Source organism: Labilithrix sp., assembly GCA_019637155.1.
GTDB lineage: Bacteria > Myxococcota_A > Polyangia > Polyangiales > Polyangiaceae > Labilithrix.
Genome location: JAHBWE010000014.1, coordinates 228,597 through 243,881, shown reverse-complemented (window position 1 = coordinate 243,881; position 15,285 = coordinate 228,597). Strand labels below are relative to the sequence as shown.

The following is a 15,285-nucleotide window of genomic DNA, read 5'->3' as shown; positions in this document are numbered from 1 at the left end:
TCACGCTTTTTTGCAGACGAAATCGCCGGTCGGATCGACCTTGAGGTCGAGGACCTTCACCGGGTCGCCGTCCGCGATCGCCTTGAGGATCTCGTTCGAGACGATCGGGAGGACCGAGCCGCGGACGATGTGATCGATGTTGCGCGCGCCGCTCTGCACCTCTTTGCAGCGGTCGGCGATCGCCTTGTAGACGGCCTCGTCGATGCGAAGATCGATGTTGTGCGTCGTCTTCGCGCGCTTGATGACGCCCGAGAGCTTCATCTTCGTGATGCCGAGGAGCGCCTCGGGGTTGATCGGGATGAACGGAACGACCGTCATGCGCGCGAGGAGCGCCGGCTTGAAGTGCGCGGTGAGCGTCGGCTTCGCGAGCGCGGCGAGGTCCTCGAGCATCGGCGGCTCCTCGCCCGGCGGCGCGGCGTTCGTGATGAGGTCGGTCGCGAGGTTCGACGTGAGGATGACGACCGTGTTCCGGAAGTCGATGATGCGTCCCTCGCCGTCGGCGAGCGTGCCCTTGTCGAACACCTGGTAGAACATGTTCATCACGTCCTTGTCCGCCTTCTCGACCTCGTCGAGGAGGACGACGGAGTAGGGACGCTGGCGCACCGCTTCGGAGAGGATGCCGCCCTCGCCGTAGCCGACGTAGCCGGCGGGCGCGCCGATGAGCTTGGAGACGGTGTGCCGCTCCTGGAACTCGCTCATGTTGATCGTGACCATGAAGCGCTCGCCACCGAAGAGGAGGTCCGCGATCGAGATCGCCGCCTCCGTCTTGCCGACGCCGGAGGGACCGACGAAGAGGAAGACGCCGAGCGGCGTCAGCGGCGACTTGAGGCCGGACTTCGCGGCGCGGAGCTCCTTCGCGACGAGCTCGAGGCCCTGGTCCTGACCGCGGACCTTCTCCTGGAGGAGCTTGTCGAGGCTCTGCATGATCGAGACGTCGTCCTTGACCATCTTGCCGACCGGGATGCCGGTCCAGTCGCCGATGATCGACGCGACGACGGTCTCGTTGACGTCGGCGTGCACGAGGCGCTGCTCCGCCGGGATCGCGCGGAGCTTCTCGATCGCGGCGCGGAGCTTGTCGCGCGCTCCGTCCTCGCCGTTCGTGTTGGCGACGCGGTGCGCGTCGATCTCCTCGACGATCGCCTTCTGCTCCGCGAGGCGCGCCTCGAGCTCGGTCGCCTTCGCGGAGAGCTCCTGCTCGAGCGCCTCCGCCTTCGTCTTCGCCTCTTCGTCGATCGCGAGGCCGGCGGTGAAGTCGCGCCCGAACGCCTCGAGCTGGCGCTTGAGGCCGGCGAGCTGCGCGCGCGTGTCCTCGAGGAGCGCGGGCGGAGCGGCGCGCGTGATCTTCACGCGAGCGGCGCTCGTGTCGAGGAGGTCGACCGCCTTGTCCGGGAGCTGGCGGCCCGAGATGTAGCGCGCGGAGAGCTCCGCGGCGGCTTTGACGGCTTCGTCGAGGATGACGACTCCGTGAGCTTCCTCGAATTTCCGGGCGACCCCGCGCATCATGAGCGTCGCGTTCTCGATCGACGGCTCCTCGACCTTCACCGGCTGGAAGCGGCGCTCGAGGGCGGGGTCCTTTTCGATGTACTTCTTGTATTCCGCCCACGTCGTCGCGCCGATCGTGCGGAGCTCGCCGCGCGCGAGGGCGGGCTTGAGCAGGTTCGCCGCGTCGCCGGTGCCCTGCGCGCCGCCGGCGCCGACGAGGGTGTGGACCTCGTCGATGAAGAGGATGATCGGCTTCGCCGACGCCTTCACCTCGTCGATGACGCCCTTGAGGCGCTTCTCGAACTCGCCCTTCATGCTCGCGCCGGCCTGGAGCGCGCTCATGTCGAGCGAGAGGAGGGAGACCTCCTTCAGTTGCTCGGGGACCGAGCCCTCGGCGATGCGCATCGCGAGGCCCTCGACGAGCGCGGTCTTGCCGACGCCGGCCTCGCCGACGATGAGCGGGTTGTTCTTGCGGCGGCGGACGAGGATGTCGACGACCTGCCGGACCTCCGGCTCGCGGCCGAACACCGGGTCCATCGTCCCGTCCTTCGCCTTCTGCGTGAGGTCGGTCGTGTAGCGCGCGAGCGGCCCCTCGGGATCGCGGCCGACGGTGCCGGTCTTCCGCGCGGCCGGCGCGGCGCCCTCGGTCTGCGCGAGGCGCGCCGCCTCGCCGCTCGCGCCGGCGACGGTCGCGAGGTTCTTGCGGAGGTCGTCCTTCGGCACCGCGTCGAGCGCGGCGATCTCGCTCGGGAGGTACTTGTTCGGCGTCTGCAGGACGCGCACGAGGAGCGCGCCCGATCGGATCGCGCTCTCGCCGAGCTCGGTCGACCCGTAGACCCAGCCGTCCTGCATGAGCTCGAGGAGCCGCGTGCTGAACACGGGCTTACCGGCGTTGCCGCTCCGGAGATCGCGGAGCGAGCGTTGCACCGCCTGCTGCACGTTCGCGCGGTCGACGCGGTAGTGATCGAGCACGACCGAGATGTCGCTCTCGCGATCTTCGAGGAGCGCGCCGAGCAGATGCTCGACCGTAACCTCGTAATGCTGTCCGGTGACGCAGGCGCCTGCTGCGGCTTCGAGGGCGCGGGTGCAGGTCGGGGTCAGCTTCTTGAAAAGCGCGCGCGGTTCGGCGACGAGCATGGGGCACTCCTTTGGGACACGATCCCGTGTGCCTTTCGTACAGGACTTCGAGTAGGCTGACCATCCTTGGCGACGGGCCTCAAGCTACGAATCAAGAACACGGCCAACGACGTCGTCGTCGACCGCACGTTCACGCAGTTCCCCGTGCGCATCGGGCGAAATACGCTGAACGATCTCTGCATCGTCGACCGCTTCGTCTCGCAGTTCCACGCCGTCGTGGAGCTCCACGGCGACGAGCTGATGCTGCGCGATCTCGGCAGCAGCAACGGCACGAAGCTGAGCGGAAACCGCGCGCCGGCGCACACGCTGACGTCGCTCGAGCCGCACAAGAACTCGTTCGGGATAGGGCCGCTCACGATCGACGCGCTCGTCGCCGAGGTCGCGGTCGAGGCGTACGAGGAGAACGTCCCGCAGAGCCTCGGCGAGGCGTCGACCGGCGACGACGAGGGCATCCTCGACAACTCGTTCATCACGAACATCAACGAGACGCTCGCCTTCAACGATCCGAAGCTGGCAGCGGCTCGCGCGCAGTTCGAGGCGGCCGAAGGGACACCCGGCGGGAACCTCCAGTCGACGCTGCTCCTCGATCAGTCCGAGTTCGAGCGAAAGAAGGCGGCCGCGCTCGAGAAGGCGCGCCAGTTCCAGCTCCAGCAGGCCGCGCAGGCGGCGACCGCGAGCGTGCCGCCCGTCTCGGACAACCCGAAGCAGCGGCGGCTCGAGCAGATCGCGCTCCAGGGTGTCCGCGAGATCGCGAGCACGCTCCTGCCGCACGCGAAGCCGCTCGACGATCCCGAAGACCTCGCGCGTTTCCTCACGAAGCTGCGCGACACCGTCGAGGTCTTCCTCCGCGCGTTCGTCCCGCTCCGGGACGGCTACCGGCAGTTCGCGTCGCAGATGCAGATCCAGCGCGGCCCGGCGCAGTCCGAGCGGCGCGTCGAGACCGCGAAGGACGAGCGCGAGCTCGCGGAGCACCTGCTCGACTGGACGCAGAAGGGTCGCGAGGCGCACAAGGCGATCGAAGGCACCTTCGCCGACCTCATGATTCACCAGCTCGCGCTGCTCCACGCGATCATGCGCGGGGTCAAATCCCTCCTCGACGAGCTCTCGCCGAAGGCGACCGACGCCGCGCTCGAGGAGCTGAAGAAGCAGGGCAAGACGAACTTCATGTGGGGCCCGTGGCGCTTCAAGGAGCTGTGGCGCGTCTACGGCGGCAAGCACGGCGACATGGACGACGGCGACAAGCGCATGTTCGCAGCGCTCTTCGGCGCCGACTTCGCGGAGTCGTACAAGCAGTACCGCAGCATGGTCGACACGCCCGAAGACTCGGAATGAACGTCCTCGTCCTCGCTCCTCTTCGTGCGAGCGCCGACCACGCCATCGACGGCGCCTGGAAGGGTCCGCTCCGGTTCGAGCACGCGACGTTCGATCAGACGATGTCCCATCACGCACCCGGCGTGGTCGTCGATCTGCCGAACCCGGCCGGCGGCAAACCCGTGCGCGTCGAGCACCGCTTCTCGTCGCTCGCCTCGTTCCACCCCGAGTCGATCCGTGCCGAGAACGGCTATGTCCGCTCGCTCGCGCTCGAGGCGCCACAGGCCCCGTCCGCCGGAAGCTCGCTCCTCGACGACATCCTCGACGGGATGGGATCGCGCGAAGCGAAAGAGGAGAACCGCGCCGACGCGGCCGCGAGCGCGCTCGCGTCTCACCCGGAGGTCCGCGCGATCGAACGGGCTTGGCGCGGGCTCCACTTCCTCACCGCGTCCGCGAACGAAGACGTCGTCATCACCGCATTTCCCGCGGCGGCGGACGACGTCGACGCGGTGCTCGCGGAGCTCGCGAACGCCGCGCAGCTCGACCTCGTCGTCGTCGATCACATCATCGACGGGAGCCCGCGTGACCTCGAGCGGCTCGAGGGCTGGGCGCGCCGCGCCGAGGCGATCTCGACGCCGGTCATCTGCGGCGGCGTCCCCGCGCTCCTCGGCCACGACGACCTCGAGTCCCTCGGGCGCTCGCAGCGCCGCCTCCGCGCCTCGGACGCGCCGCGCGCGTCGGCGCTCCGCGCAACGGCGGCGCAGGACGCGATGCGCTGGATCGCCATCGCGCTGAACGGCTCTCGCGCCGCGTCCGCACCCGAGCTCGTCGCAGCAGCGTGCGTGGCCAGCTTCGTGCGGACGGGCTGGCCGTGCGCGATCACGGGCCCGATCGCGGGCACCGGCCCGCTCGAGGCGACCGTCACGGAGGACGTCGCGACGGAGGCGGCCGCCGCCGGCGTCATCCTCCTCGCGAGCACGGACGGCGGCGCGATGATCGCCGAAGCGAACGTGCTCCACCGCGAAGCTTCGAGAGGCGGCACGAGCCCGGCGGCGTCGCTCTCCCTCGTCGATCAGCTCTTCCTCGTGCGCCTCGGGCAGACCGTCACCCAGCTCGCCGCGTCGATCCCGGCGGGGAGCGATCCCGCCGCTGCGCGCGAGGCCGCGCTCGTCGTGCTGACGGAGCTCTTCGCGCAGGGGAACGGCAAGAAGCCCACGATCGACGTGGCGATCGCGGGCCGAATGCTCGAAGTGACGGTGCGCGCACGTGGCTTCGAGGAGGTCCGCCTCGACGAAGCCACGCTCGGCGCGCGTCTCACTTGATCGTGACGAGCGCGGACCTCAGGGTCTCGAACATGCCGTAGTTCATCGAGTACTTTCGGGTCGCGATGAACTCCCGCCGGAACGCGTCGTCGTCCAGGGCCTTCAGGAAGTCCTTCATGAACTGGGAAACGTTCCCTCCCAGCCATCCCTGAATCTGCTGGCAATCGTGAATGTCTTTGATTTCCTTTGCCCACTTGGAAAAGGGATTCAAGGGGGCCCCCTCGTTCGGCTTCCTCGGCGGGGAGCTCGTCAGATACGTGGCGGTGGTCACCGCGTTGTCGCCGTGCAGCGTCTCGCAGATCGCTTTGAACAGCGACCGCATCGAAAACAGCTCCCGGTCGCTCGGCGCCGTCATGTAGCACCACGTCCTGCTATTGTAGTCCGCAAACAGGATCGAATCTCCGTGCAGACCGCCCGGCCCCATCCGGATGGGCATGGCTTTGACCTTGACGTTACGCAACCTGAAGCCCATCTGGTTTTTCAGCTTCGTGATGAAGGGATCACTCCCGCCAGGGGCGTGCCTCGAATTGCACGTGAGGATCTCGACCGTCTCGATCTTCGAATTGAGGGCGCGCCACTTCTTGATGACGTCGACGATCCCCTTGGCATCCTTTCCACATAGGCCGGCGGGCGTTCCGTGGCCCCAGAACACGAGCGTGTCCAACTTCTGTACGGTCTTGGCCGGCTGGTTGATGTCCTGGCATTTGTCGCCGGCAAACGCTCGTGCGCGGTTGGCGTGGTCGTGTTCGTAGACGAAATAGAAGTTTGGAGATGGTTGCGTGAATTTCATCGGAGGGTCACTACTCGTATTGCCCCGCCCCGAGGCCGCCGGGCTTGACGACGGACACGTTGGCGGGCGGCTGCACCCGCTTGAGGCCGGTCATCTTGAGCCCCGGTGAGCCGTTGTTCCACTGGAACTGCCTGACCCACGCGCCCTGCGGCGTCGCGGAGCTCACCTTCAGGTATTGCCAGCAGTAGATTCGCCGGCCGGTGCCCGCCAGGCCGCAGTCGAAGGTCAGCAGGCGCTCCTTGTCGGTGTCGTCACCGACCTTGGGCGTCTGGATTCCAGGCGAGTCGCGCACCGTGCAGTCCATCATTCCGCCGTTGCGCTTGAGGTAGTCCCGGACCGCCTTCGCCTTCTCGGGCGAGGAGTTGAGCGTCGGGAGCGCGTCCTTGGAGACCTGCCTGCCGTTCCGATCATACAAGATCGTCGGCGCCTGCAGCTCGTCGTAGGCGATGCCCTTCTTCGTCGACTCGTACGCCATGATGTAGCGGTACGTCCACGTGGCGAAGGTCGGACTCGAGATGCAGCGGCGGTACTGATCCCCGATGTAGACCCAGTACTCGCCTTTGGCATGGTCGAGGAGGGTGATGACCTCCTTCCACTCCAGCGCCGGCATCTCCTTGAAGGAGCTCATCATGGAAGGGGTGTACTTGAGCCGGAACACGACCGGCATGTAGTTTCCGAACACCTCCCCGTTCCGATGGCTGTCCCAGTGCCTGACGTTCACCAAACTCCAACTGCCCATTTACGTCTCCTGATCTCCGTTATCACTTCACTTCATTAGTGCCGTCTTCGACGAAGGCGGTCAGTCGACGCTGACGTTCCGCGTCACGTCGATCGCAGTCTTGAACTTGACAGGCACACGCTTCCCACCGTCGAGGATGTCGGCGGTGATCTCGAAGCGAATCTGCACGTCGGTCCCGTCCGCTCCCGCGACGTGCTTCACGACCGGGTTGATGAGGCGCGGCTCGTACTTGCGAATCGCGGACTGAAGACTCTTGAGGACGTCTCCGATCGCGTCAGGACACGAGTGCAGGATGTCGGTGACGCTGAGGATGCCGTAGTCGGCTCCGACGAGGGCCGACCCCGCGCGCGTCGTGAAGATGGCGCGCAGATGGTCGAGCACGGCCGCCCGTGTCTCCTCGACGGAAACGACCCGTCGAGGAGCCGCGAGCGCGGGCTCGCGAATGCGGCGGAGCAGCGAGTGCCCGCTCAGAGTGACCTTCGGGTGCTCATGTCGTGTGACTCACGCGACTCAGGTGGTCGCCATCAGGTCGCGGCTCGCCATCTTCGCGCCGGACTTCGCTTCGTAGGTGAGATCCCACTTTTCGAACGCGAAGCTGAGGCTGCAGGTCGCGTATGGGCCGTCCCAGCCGAGGCCGATGTTCGAGATGTACGCGTTCGTCAGCTTGATCGTGCGCACGAGCTTCGCCTCTGCGCTCCCCTGAGCCTCGTTCTTCTGGTCGACCTCGATGATCGTGACCGTTTCGAAGATGAGCCCGTCGAAGCACGCCTTCTGGAGCTCGGCGACCCACTCCCCGTACTTGATGAGGAGCGAGACGTCCCCGATCTGGACATGGCCGCCGCCGCTCGAGTCGTACGTGATCTGCGCAGACGCGCCTACGGAGACGGAGTCGACGCGGATGTTCTTCTCGACCCCCGTAACGCTGACATCACCCTCGATCGTTCCTGCCTTCAGCCCAATGACTCTTCCCATGATCCTGCTCTCTCTTCTTCTACGTTGATGGGGCTACGCCCCGAATTCTTGGTGGGGACCGCTCCGCGACGGAGGGTCAGCCGCCTGCCTTGGTGAGGTTGCGCACGGTGAAGTCGGCGGTCTTCTTGCCCTCCGTGAACATGATGTGGGCGAACTCGAGCGTGACCTGCACCGAGCGCTCTCCATCGGGCATCCAGTTCTCGGAGACGGACGTGATGAACACGTCCTTGAGCTCGATCTTCTGGACGAGATCGGGCGCCTGTTTGGCCGCCTTGTCGACGGGCTGCAGGCACTGGTGGATGTGAACCTGAGCGAGCGCCGTCGTCGCGAAGAGCGTCTTGTACATCTCCGCCGTCGCGCTGCCGCCGTGGAGCATGAGCGACAGGCCGTCGACATGCGCGGTCACCTTCTTCGCCGTCTTGCCCGCAGGGCCGTCCGTACGGTCCGCCCGGCTGTTGAGTTGCACCGAATGACCGAGGACCCAGTCCTCGTAACCCGCAACCGCGGAGTTGCCCTTGATCTTGGCCGACTTGTTGTCACCGAACGCTACGAAAATTCCGAATTGAGCCATGTTGTTCCTCGTGAGCTCCTTGCCTGCAGATGACTTGAGCATTCTCCATGCCGGCTCGTTGCGGTCAATGGGCGCAGGCCCGGTTCAGCGAACGATCGCTGATTTTCTCGCGGGTTGCGCGGCATGACATCCGAGCTCGGATAGTGCGCGGGGGGGGTGTATCGCCTGATACAGGGGGGACGTATCGTGTGCTGTATCGCCGAGAACTGGGGTCGGCGGCGGGCGCCTCGTATCCTGTGGGCCGTGCGCACGGTCTTCTGGCTCGGGCTGCTCTCGTCGGTCTTCCTCGCGGGATGCGCCGCGACGGAGGAGCGCCCGCGCACCGAGGACGACGCACGGCAACTGGCCCCGCTCCCGGCATGCTTCACGCACCTTGGACCGCCGAAGAAAGAAGAGCGCGCAGCGGTCTCGCTCCGCGAGGAGCAGATCTGGCCGCTCGTCTTTCCGTCCTTCGATCCGACGCGGGCGCAGCTAGAGGAGAATGCCCGCGCCTGTACCGGCCGCGCACCGCTCCAGGATGACGTCCTGAAGGGCGGCACGCCGACGAAGATCGAGGAGGGCGCCATCGTCATGGGCGGCGGCGGCGACCGGCTGAAGGCCGCCTGGATGCGCTCCCACACGTTCGAAGACGGCACCGCCGGCGGCGCGCTCGCTCTCCTCCGCACGATCGACGGCACCGCCGAGGTCTACGCCGTCGGCACCTTCCGCGGCCGCCCGAAGTCGACGTTCACGATCGAGCGGCTCGGGCCGGCCGTCGTCGTCGTCGCGCAGGACGACGGCTGCAAGGCACGGAAGGCCGAAGCGGGCTGCGAGACGGCCGTGAGCGTCTTCCAGCCCCGCCTCGGCGTCCTCGATCGCGTCGCGCACATCAGCCAGGAGCGCGTCGACTACGCGGTCAACAGCGAGCCAGGCGTCCCCGGGAAGGTCGAGTACCGTCTCTCGAGCTCGATCCAGTACCTCGACGGCGGCATCCGCGTCCTCGAGCAGGTGCTCGTCCGCGACGAGCTCGCGCGCGAGCTACGCCGCTCCGAACAAGAGCGCTCGTTCACCTTCGCCCCGGGCGGCACGATGGTCGTCGACGAGGACTCGCTCTGGTCCCGCGTCACCAGCAGGACCACGACAAAAAAGTAGAGCGAGCGCCCGACGAGGCGCCCGCTCTACCTGCTCGCGTCTCGCGACCTAGCTCTTGTCGAGCTTGCCGACGAGGCTCAGCGTGAAGGAGGCGCCCATGTACTTGAAGTGCGGGCGCACCTTCATGTCGACCTTGTAGAAGCCCGCGTTGCCGGGGACCTCGGACACCGTGATCGCGGCGGAGCGCAGCGGACGCACGCCACGGATGTAGGCGGAGACGCCGTCCTGGTCGACGACGTACTGCGAGATCCACTGATTGAGCTCGCTCTGGAGCTCGCCCGCTTCCTTCGTCGTTCCGATCTGCTCGCGCTGGATGACCTTCAGGTAGTGCGCGATGCGGCACGCCACGAAGATGTACGGGAGCTGCGTGCCGAGGCGGTAGTTGAGCTCCGCCTCCTTGCCCTCCGGCGACTGACCGAAGTTCTTCGGCCGCTGGCAGCTGTTCGCGGAGAAGAACGCGGCGTTGTCGGAGTCCTTGCGGAACGTGAGGCCGATGAAACCCTGCTCCGAGAGCTCGAACTCGCGACGCTCGGAGAGCATGATCTCCGTCGGCGTCTTGGTCTGGATCTCGCCCATCGCTTCGTACTGGTGAAGCGGGAGGTTCTCGACCGTTCCGCCGGCCTGGGGTCCGATGATGTTCGGGCACCAGCGGTACTTCGCGAAGCTGTCGGCGAGGCGCGAGGCCATCGCGTAGGAGGCGTTCCCCCAGAGGTACTCGTCGTGCTTGTCGACGGTGTCCTCCGAGTAGTTGAAGCTCTTGATCGGCATCGTCTTCTCGCCGTACGGGAGGCGGAGGAGGAAGCGGGGCATCAGGAGGCCGACGTAACGCGCGTCTTCCGTGTCGCGGAACGAGTTCCACTTCGTATAGAGCGGGCTCTCGAAGTGGGACGCGAGGTCCTTCAGGTTCGGAAGGGCGAGCATGTCCTTCTGACCGAAGAACGCCGCCCCCGCCGCGGCGAAGAACGGCGCGTGCGCCATGGCCGCGACGGCCGCGCAGTTCTTGAGGAGCTCCATGTCCTGCGCGCCGGGGCCGAACTCGTAGTTCGAGAAGATCGCGCCGATCGGCTTGCCGCCGAAGGTCCCGTACTCGGCCGTGTACGCGGTCTTGTACAGGCCGCTCTTCGTGATCTCGGGCGCGTCCTCGAAGTCGGCGATCAGGTCGTCCTTCGAGACGTTGAGGAGCTCGATCTTGATGTTCTCGCGGAAATTGGTGCGATCGACGACGAACTTGAGCCCGCGCCACGCCGACTCCAGCTTCTGGAAGGCCGGGTTGTGCATGATCGCGTCGAGCTGCTTCGAGATCTTCTTGTCGATCTCGACGATCATCGCGTCGACGACCGACTTATCGATTTTCGCGCTCTGGCTGCTGCTCTCCGTGAGGAGGTTGGCGATGAAGGCGTGGACGCCCTTCTTCGCGATGTCGTAGCCGTCATCGGTCGGCTGCATCTGGGTCGCGCCGAGGATCTCGTCGAGGAGTGAGCCCTCGGCGGTCTCGGTCGCCGCTGCTGCGCCCGCTGCTTGCTCTTCAGCCATGTTCAGCCTCCCGCCTTCGGCTCGTCACCGAGGCCCAGCTCCTTCATGAGCTGGTCGCGTTTCGCGTTGTCTGCCAGGAGATCCTGGATCTTGCGCCGGAACGCCGGCGTGTTTCCGAGCGGGCCCTTGAGCGCGGTGAGCGTCTCGCGGAGCTCGATCATCTTCTTCAGCTCGGGGACCTGCTGCGCGACGGCCTCGGGGCCGAAGTCGCTCAGCTTCTTGAACTTCAGGTTCACGTTGAGCGACGCGCCCTCGTTCCCGGACATGGTCTCGTTGACCGCCATGTTGAGCTCGAGCTTCTGCTCGCCGAGCACCTGGTCGAAGTTGTCCTTGTCGATGTTGATCGGCTTGCGATCCTCGAGCGCGCGCGGGTCCGGACGGCCCGTGTAGTCGCCGAGGAAGAGCATCTTGAGCGGGAGCTCGATCTCCTCTTTCGCGTCGCCCGTCGACGGCTTGTACTTGATGTTGATGCGTTCCGGCGGTGCGACGGATCCTTCGTTTGCCATGGAGGTACCCTCTTCTTCTCAGGACTCGGACGAGTCACGCATGTTCCGTCTAATTGCCGCATCTGACAAGGCGGCTCGGCGGCTAGTCGTCGTCATCGTTCATCCATGCGGATAGCCCACCCCCGTCGTCGTACGACTCGTACGACGGGTAGTCGGGCTGATACTCCGGCTCGGCAGACGGCGCGTTCTCGGGAGCGCTCGGCGCGAGCGCCGCGACGTAGGTGGGAAGCGGGATCGCGATCGGCGCGGGTGGGGCTGCGCCGTCGCTGGTCGTGTGAGCGCGACCCTGGACGCGGAGCGCGAGGCCGGGATCGATCCGGCAGAGCGTCTCGAAGGCGGTCGTGCGCTCGGGGGCGTCCGCCGGGAGCACACGATAGAGACCGGCGGAGAGGCGCGCTGCGAGCGCGGGCTCCCATCGCTCGAGATCGTGCCGCGTCGCGTCGGCGACGAGCGACTCCAGGATCGGCCGCGCGACGTCGTTCGCACCGACCTGGCTCGCGAGCCGCGCGACGTCGAGGTTTGCGCGGAAGCGGTCGCGCGGATCGGAGCCGCGCCGCGCGAGCTGCATCGCGAACGCGAGGCCCTCCGCATGACGCCCGCTCGCGACGAGGTTTCGTGCATCCGCGAAGCGGGCGGCGAGCTGCCGATCTTCGTGACGTCCGACGTCGGCGAGCGCGGTGCCGTGCCAGCGCTGCGTCTCCGCTTCGAGCCAGGCCACGGTCTCGATCGCCGCCGCCGCCGTCTCGTCCGTGAACTTTGCGTCGAGGAGGCGCCGGTGCCGGCGAACGAAGTCCGTCGTGTCGCGGCCGACCGTCGCGCGGGCATCGTTGAACGCGCTGCCCAGTCGCTCGAGGGCGAGCGCCACGAAACGATGCGGGTCGAGCCAGCTCGGGTAGAGAGCGGAGGCCTCTTCGCCCGCGAAGACGAGCTCCAGCCAGCGCGATTCGTTCGCGAGGCTTCCGAGCCGTTCGCGCGTCGCGGCGTCCGGCGCACCGTCGAGCGGTGCTGCGTCGAAGGCGCCGCGCTCGATGCGAAGCCAGATCCCCCGCCGGTGAAGCGAATAGGCCCACGCTCGCGCGGGCTCCACCATCGCGATCGAACGAGCGAGCGCGACGAGGGTGCCGGCGATCGTCGCCGTCGTCGCGTCGGCGTCCGCCGCTCGTGTCGAGAGAGCGACACCGCCGCTCGGCGCCGGCTCCGCAGCCGGAGCGTCGAAAGAGGGAGGGGGGTCGGAGCCCGGCGCGGAGTCGGCCGGCGGCGGAGGAGGAGGCGTCGGCGGCGGCTTCGGGATGTCGGCGACGCGCGACTTCATCGCAGAGATGAAGGCGCGGATCCCCTGGAACGCGTCCCCGAGCTTCTCGCTCGCCACGCGATCGATGTCCGTCACGAGCTCGAACGCCGCGCGCACGTCCGCGCCGTCTCTCATCTCGACCGACAGCTCTTGCACGCGCGGAACGGCCCTCTCCGCGAGCCAGCCGATGATGTTGCTGCGTGCCTTGTCTCGCTTGGGAAGGGCGACCTCCCACAGGTCGACCATGAGCGCACGACAGACGACGAGACCGCGCGCGAGGCCGTGCCAGCCCGAGGAATGCACGCCCGCGACGGTGAGCCACACGGCGAGGCGCAGGTCCTTGGTGCGGCTCGCGAGGAGGTCCTCGGCCGACGTGCGGACGAGATCCCAATCCGGCGTCAATCCGTCGATGCCCGTCAGCTTGTCGATCTCGAGCTTGATCGCCTCGAACTCGGGCTCGAGCGAGATGTCGGCTCCAGCGGGCTCGTCGGCGGTGAGAGGGGCGCGGAGAGCGGACGTCTCCTCCAGCAGCTTCTCGAGATCTTCAGCCATCCAGGGCAGACGACGCTACACGCCCCCGTCCCGGCTGCCTAGGTCAGCCAGCTCTCGCTGCACGTTCGAGTCCGTCGCGATCTTCTTCGCCCAGTGCCGGATCAAACGGCTGTAGTCGGCGAGGCCGAGCGAACGCTCCCGGAGCGCCTTCGGCAGTCCCCGCGTATCGATCGCGCGCTCGAGCGCGAACCATTCCGCAACGGATAGCGAGACGAGCGGGCGCTTCGCGTCCTGGGCCTGCGCGAAGGCGTCCGAGAACGCGATCGCGTGCTCGCCCATGCGCTGGCCCCAGTAGAGCGTCGCGTCCATCCACTGCGCATCCGTGAGGTCTCTCGCGGCGAGGACCTCGGAGAACGTGCGGTCGCCCTCGGCGAGATCGGCGGAGACGGCAGCGTAGGCGGTGAGGTCGATCCCGTGCGGCGGGGTCATCGGGCTCAGGTTAGCATCGTCGCCATGAGTGACGCTGACGCGGGCGAGTGGGTGTTGATCAACCTCGATGACAAGCTGGCGAAGCGGCAAGGGGTACCGACGCGCGTGCCCGTCCCGCGCAAGGAGTTCGAGGGCCTCGCCACGGACGGTCTCGGCATCGACGCGATGCGCCGGTGGTCCGGCCAGTTCATCGGCAGCGCGCCGAAAGACACCGCGTGGCGGACCGAGAACGCGGCGCTGCTCGCGAGCCTCGAGGCGTTCATCAGCAAGCAGGAGCTGTGGGCCAAGGCGCAGCAGGCGTTCGCCGCGAACGACTACAAGCGGGCGATGTCGACGCTCCGCATGATCTCGTCCGTCGATCCGAACGATCACGCCGCGAAGATGAACCTCGGCAACGCGCTCGCGAACACCGGCGATCACGCCGGCGCGATGAAGCAGCTCCAGTCGATCCGAGAGACCTTCAGCGGCGACGCCGACTACCACCTCGCCGTCGGCCAGCTCCACATCTCGCTCAACGCGCTGCAGAGCGCGGCGGAGGAGATGTCGCTCGCGCTCGAGGCGAAGCCCGACTGCAAGCCGGCGATGGATGCGCTCGTGAAGATGGGCGTCCTCGTCTCGATCTACGAGGATCCGCGCGACGCGGAGTCGCTGGTGTACGTGCGCAGCGACAGCGTGATCGAGGCATTGAAGGAGGCGTGGGACGCGCCGGGCCGCACCGCCGCCTACTTCCTCGAGCAGCTCGCGTACCACGAGGCCGAGGGCCGCTTCGACGTCGCTCTCGCGGCGGCGGATCGCGCACTCGCGGCGAAAGGAACGGACGCGGAGTCCGAGCGCGCGCGCATGGGACGCATCGCGGCGCTGCGGAACACGAAGCGGCAAGCCGAGGCGCGGACCGCGATCGAAGCCGAGCTCCAGAAGACGCCGGCGCCCGCGTGGGCGCACGTCGAGCTCGCCTGCTGCCACCTCGAGGAGGGCAAGGCCGACGAGGGCCGCGCCGCGCTCGATCGTGCGCTCGAGCTCGATCCGAACGACCAGACCGCGCTCGTCCTTCGCTTCTGGCCGCGCGATCCGAAGGACATCACGGCCGTTTCGAACGCGATCCCGGCGCTCACGGGGTTCGCCGAGGCGCATCCGCAGGCGGCCGGCCCCCTCCGCTCGCTCGCTCGGGCGAAGGCGTCGATCGGCGCGGATGAAGAGGCGGCGAGCGTCTTCGCGAAGGCCGTCGCGCTCGCCCCGGAGGACGACGAGCTCCGCGCCGAGTACTGGGCGCAGCTCTCCCACGCGAGGAAGTTCGAGGACGTCCTCACGGACGCCGCTTCACTCGGCGACCTGTCGAAGAAGGACTGGAAGCTTCGCTGGAACGAGGCGGAGGCGCAGCGCGGCCTCGGCAAGACGATGGAGACCCGCGCCGCGTTCTCCGCGATCAACGCCGACGAGTCGCTCCCGGTCGAGGTGCGCCGTCGCGCGAAGCGTGCCGTGCGCGCGATCGAAGAGCGAGCGAGCGGCTCGACGCGCTGAC

Annotated in this window: 14 protein-coding genes; 4 read left to right on the top strand and 10 right to left on the bottom strand. The window is 67.4% G+C overall.

The window, feature by feature from the left end; all coding sequences use genetic code 11:
* A complete protein-coding gene (tssH, locus tag KF837_28895) occupies positions 1 to 2,619 on the bottom strand; it encodes a type VI secretion system ATPase TssH (GenBank protein ID MBX3231377.1) in 2,619 nt (872 codons plus the stop codon).
* Positions 2,620 to 2,685: 66 nt separating this feature from the next.
* On the opposite strand from tssH, the gene KF837_28890 reads away from it, so the two are divergent.
* Positions 2,686 to 3,951: an FHA domain-containing protein gene (locus tag KF837_28890; GenBank protein ID MBX3231376.1), complete on the top strand. Its 1,266-nt coding sequence runs from the start codon at positions 2,686 to 2,688 to the stop codon at positions 3,949 to 3,951.
* Positions 3,948 to 5,252, top strand: a complete 1,305-nt coding sequence (locus tag KF837_28885; protein ID MBX3231375.1) for a type VI secretion system contractile sheath large subunit — start codon at positions 3,948 to 3,950, stop codon at positions 5,250 to 5,252. The genes KF837_28890 and KF837_28885 overlap by 4 nt, the downstream gene beginning before the upstream one ends.
* Here the strand turns inward: KF837_28885 and KF837_28880 are convergent.
* The 5 genes from KF837_28880 to KF837_28860 form a co-directional block, all read right to left on the bottom strand.
* Positions 5,245 to 6,042: a hypothetical protein gene (locus KF837_28880; protein ID MBX3231374.1), complete on the bottom strand. Its 798-nt coding sequence runs from the start codon at positions 6,040 to 6,042 to the stop codon at positions 5,245 to 5,247. The genes KF837_28885 and KF837_28880 overlap by 8 nt on opposite strands.
* A 10-nt stretch (positions 6,043 to 6,052) precedes the next feature.
* On the bottom strand, positions 6,053 to 6,700 hold the full coding sequence (locus KF837_28875; protein ID MBX3231373.1) for a hypothetical protein: 648 nt from the start codon (positions 6,698 to 6,700) through the stop codon (positions 6,053 to 6,055).
* A gap of 141 nt (positions 6,701 to 6,841) precedes the next feature.
* Complete coding sequence (gene tssE, locus KF837_28870; GenBank protein MBX3231372.1) at positions 6,842 to 7,252, bottom strand: type VI secretion system baseplate subunit TssE; 411 nt, start codon at positions 7,250 to 7,252, stop codon at positions 6,842 to 6,844.
* A gap of 39 nt (positions 7,253 to 7,291) precedes the next feature.
* Positions 7,292 to 7,753, bottom strand: a complete 462-nt coding sequence (locus KF837_28865) for a type VI secretion system tube protein Hcp (protein ID MBX3231371.1) — start codon at positions 7,751 to 7,753, stop codon at positions 7,292 to 7,294.
* Positions 7,754 to 7,829: 76 nt separating this feature from the next.
* Positions 7,830 to 8,324: a type VI secretion system tube protein Hcp gene (locus KF837_28860; protein ID MBX3231370.1), complete on the bottom strand. Its 495-nt coding sequence runs from the start codon at positions 8,322 to 8,324 to the stop codon at positions 7,830 to 7,832.
* Positions 8,325 to 8,567: 243 nt separating this feature from the next.
* On the opposite strand from KF837_28860, the gene KF837_28855 reads away from it, so the two are divergent.
* Positions 8,568 to 9,455 (top strand): hypothetical protein, encoded by an 888-nt coding sequence (locus KF837_28855; protein ID MBX3231369.1) that lies wholly within the window; start codon positions 8,568 to 8,570, stop codon positions 9,453 to 9,455.
* A gap of 48 nt (positions 9,456 to 9,503) precedes the next feature.
* On the opposite strand, the gene tssC is transcribed toward KF837_28855, so the two are convergent.
* The 4 genes from tssC to KF837_28835 all read right to left on the bottom strand — a co-directional run bounded on the left by tssC (position 9,504) and on the right by KF837_28835 (position 13,766).
* Complete coding sequence (gene tssC, locus KF837_28850) at positions 9,504 to 10,988, bottom strand: type VI secretion system contractile sheath large subunit (protein ID MBX3231368.1); 1,485 nt, start codon at positions 10,986 to 10,988, stop codon at positions 9,504 to 9,506.
* A 2-nt stretch (positions 10,989 to 10,990) separates the two neighbouring features.
* The gene (tssB, locus tag KF837_28845; GenBank protein MBX3231367.1) at positions 10,991 to 11,494 is read right to left on the bottom strand and encodes a type VI secretion system contractile sheath small subunit; all 504 of its coding nucleotides are present in this window, start codon (positions 11,492 to 11,494) and stop codon (positions 10,991 to 10,993) included.
* An 82-nt stretch (positions 11,495 to 11,576) separates the two neighbouring features.
* Positions 11,577 to 13,337: a type VI secretion system protein TssA gene (tssA, locus tag KF837_28840; GenBank protein ID MBX3231366.1), complete on the bottom strand. Its 1,761-nt coding sequence runs from the start codon at positions 13,335 to 13,337 to the stop codon at positions 11,577 to 11,579.
* Positions 13,338 to 13,352: 15 nt separating this feature from the next.
* Positions 13,353 to 13,766 carry a hypothetical protein gene (locus KF837_28835; GenBank protein ID MBX3231365.1) on the bottom strand — a complete coding sequence of 138 codons (414 nt, stop codon included), beginning with the start codon at positions 13,764 to 13,766 and terminating at the stop codon, positions 13,353 to 13,355.
* A gap of 24 nt (positions 13,767 to 13,790) precedes the next feature.
* Here KF837_28835 and KF837_28830 point away from each other — a divergent pair, with 24 nt between their 5' ends.
* Positions 13,791 to 15,284, top strand: a complete 1,494-nt coding sequence (locus KF837_28830) for a tetratricopeptide repeat protein (protein ID MBX3231364.1) — start codon at positions 13,791 to 13,793, stop codon at positions 15,282 to 15,284.
* Position 15,285: the final 1 nt, after the last annotated feature.

What these genes read in the sequence shown, in the direction of transcription:
- KF837_28865 (MBX3231371.1), bottom strand. Translation starts at nt 7,753, where the DNA reads ATGGGAAGAGTCATTGGGCTGAAGGCAGGAACGATCGAGGGTGATGTC.
- tssH (MBX3231377.1), bottom strand. Translation starts at nt 2,619, where the DNA reads ATGCTCGTCGCCGAACCGCGCGCGCTTTTCAAGAAGCTGACCCCGACC.
- tssB (MBX3231367.1), bottom strand. Translation starts at nt 11,494, where the DNA reads ATGGCAAACGAAGGATCCGTCGCACCGCCGGAACGCATCAACATCAAG.
- KF837_28860 (MBX3231370.1), bottom strand. Translation starts at nt 8,324, where the DNA reads ATGGCTCAATTCGGAATTTTCGTAGCGTTCGGTGACAACAAGTCGGCC.
- KF837_28835 (MBX3231365.1), bottom strand. Translation starts at nt 13,766, where the DNA reads ATGACCCCGCCGCACGGGATCGACCTCACCGCCTACGCTGCCGTCTCC.
- tssC (MBX3231368.1), bottom strand. Translation starts at nt 10,988, where the DNA reads ATGGCTGAAGAGCAAGCAGCGGGCGCAGCAGCGGCGACCGAGACCGCC.
- KF837_28830 (MBX3231364.1), top strand. Translation starts at nt 13,791, where the DNA reads ATGAGTGACGCTGACGCGGGCGAGTGGGTGTTGATCAACCTCGATGAC.
- tssA (MBX3231366.1), bottom strand. Translation starts at nt 13,337, where the DNA reads ATGGCTGAAGATCTCGAGAAGCTGCTGGAGGAGACGTCCGCTCTCCGC.
- KF837_28885 (MBX3231375.1), top strand. Translation starts at nt 3,948, where the DNA reads ATGAACGTCCTCGTCCTCGCTCCTCTTCGTGCGAGCGCCGACCACGCC.
- KF837_28880 (MBX3231374.1), bottom strand. Translation starts at nt 6,042, where the DNA reads ATGAAATTCACGCAACCATCTCCAAACTTCTATTTCGTCTACGAACAC.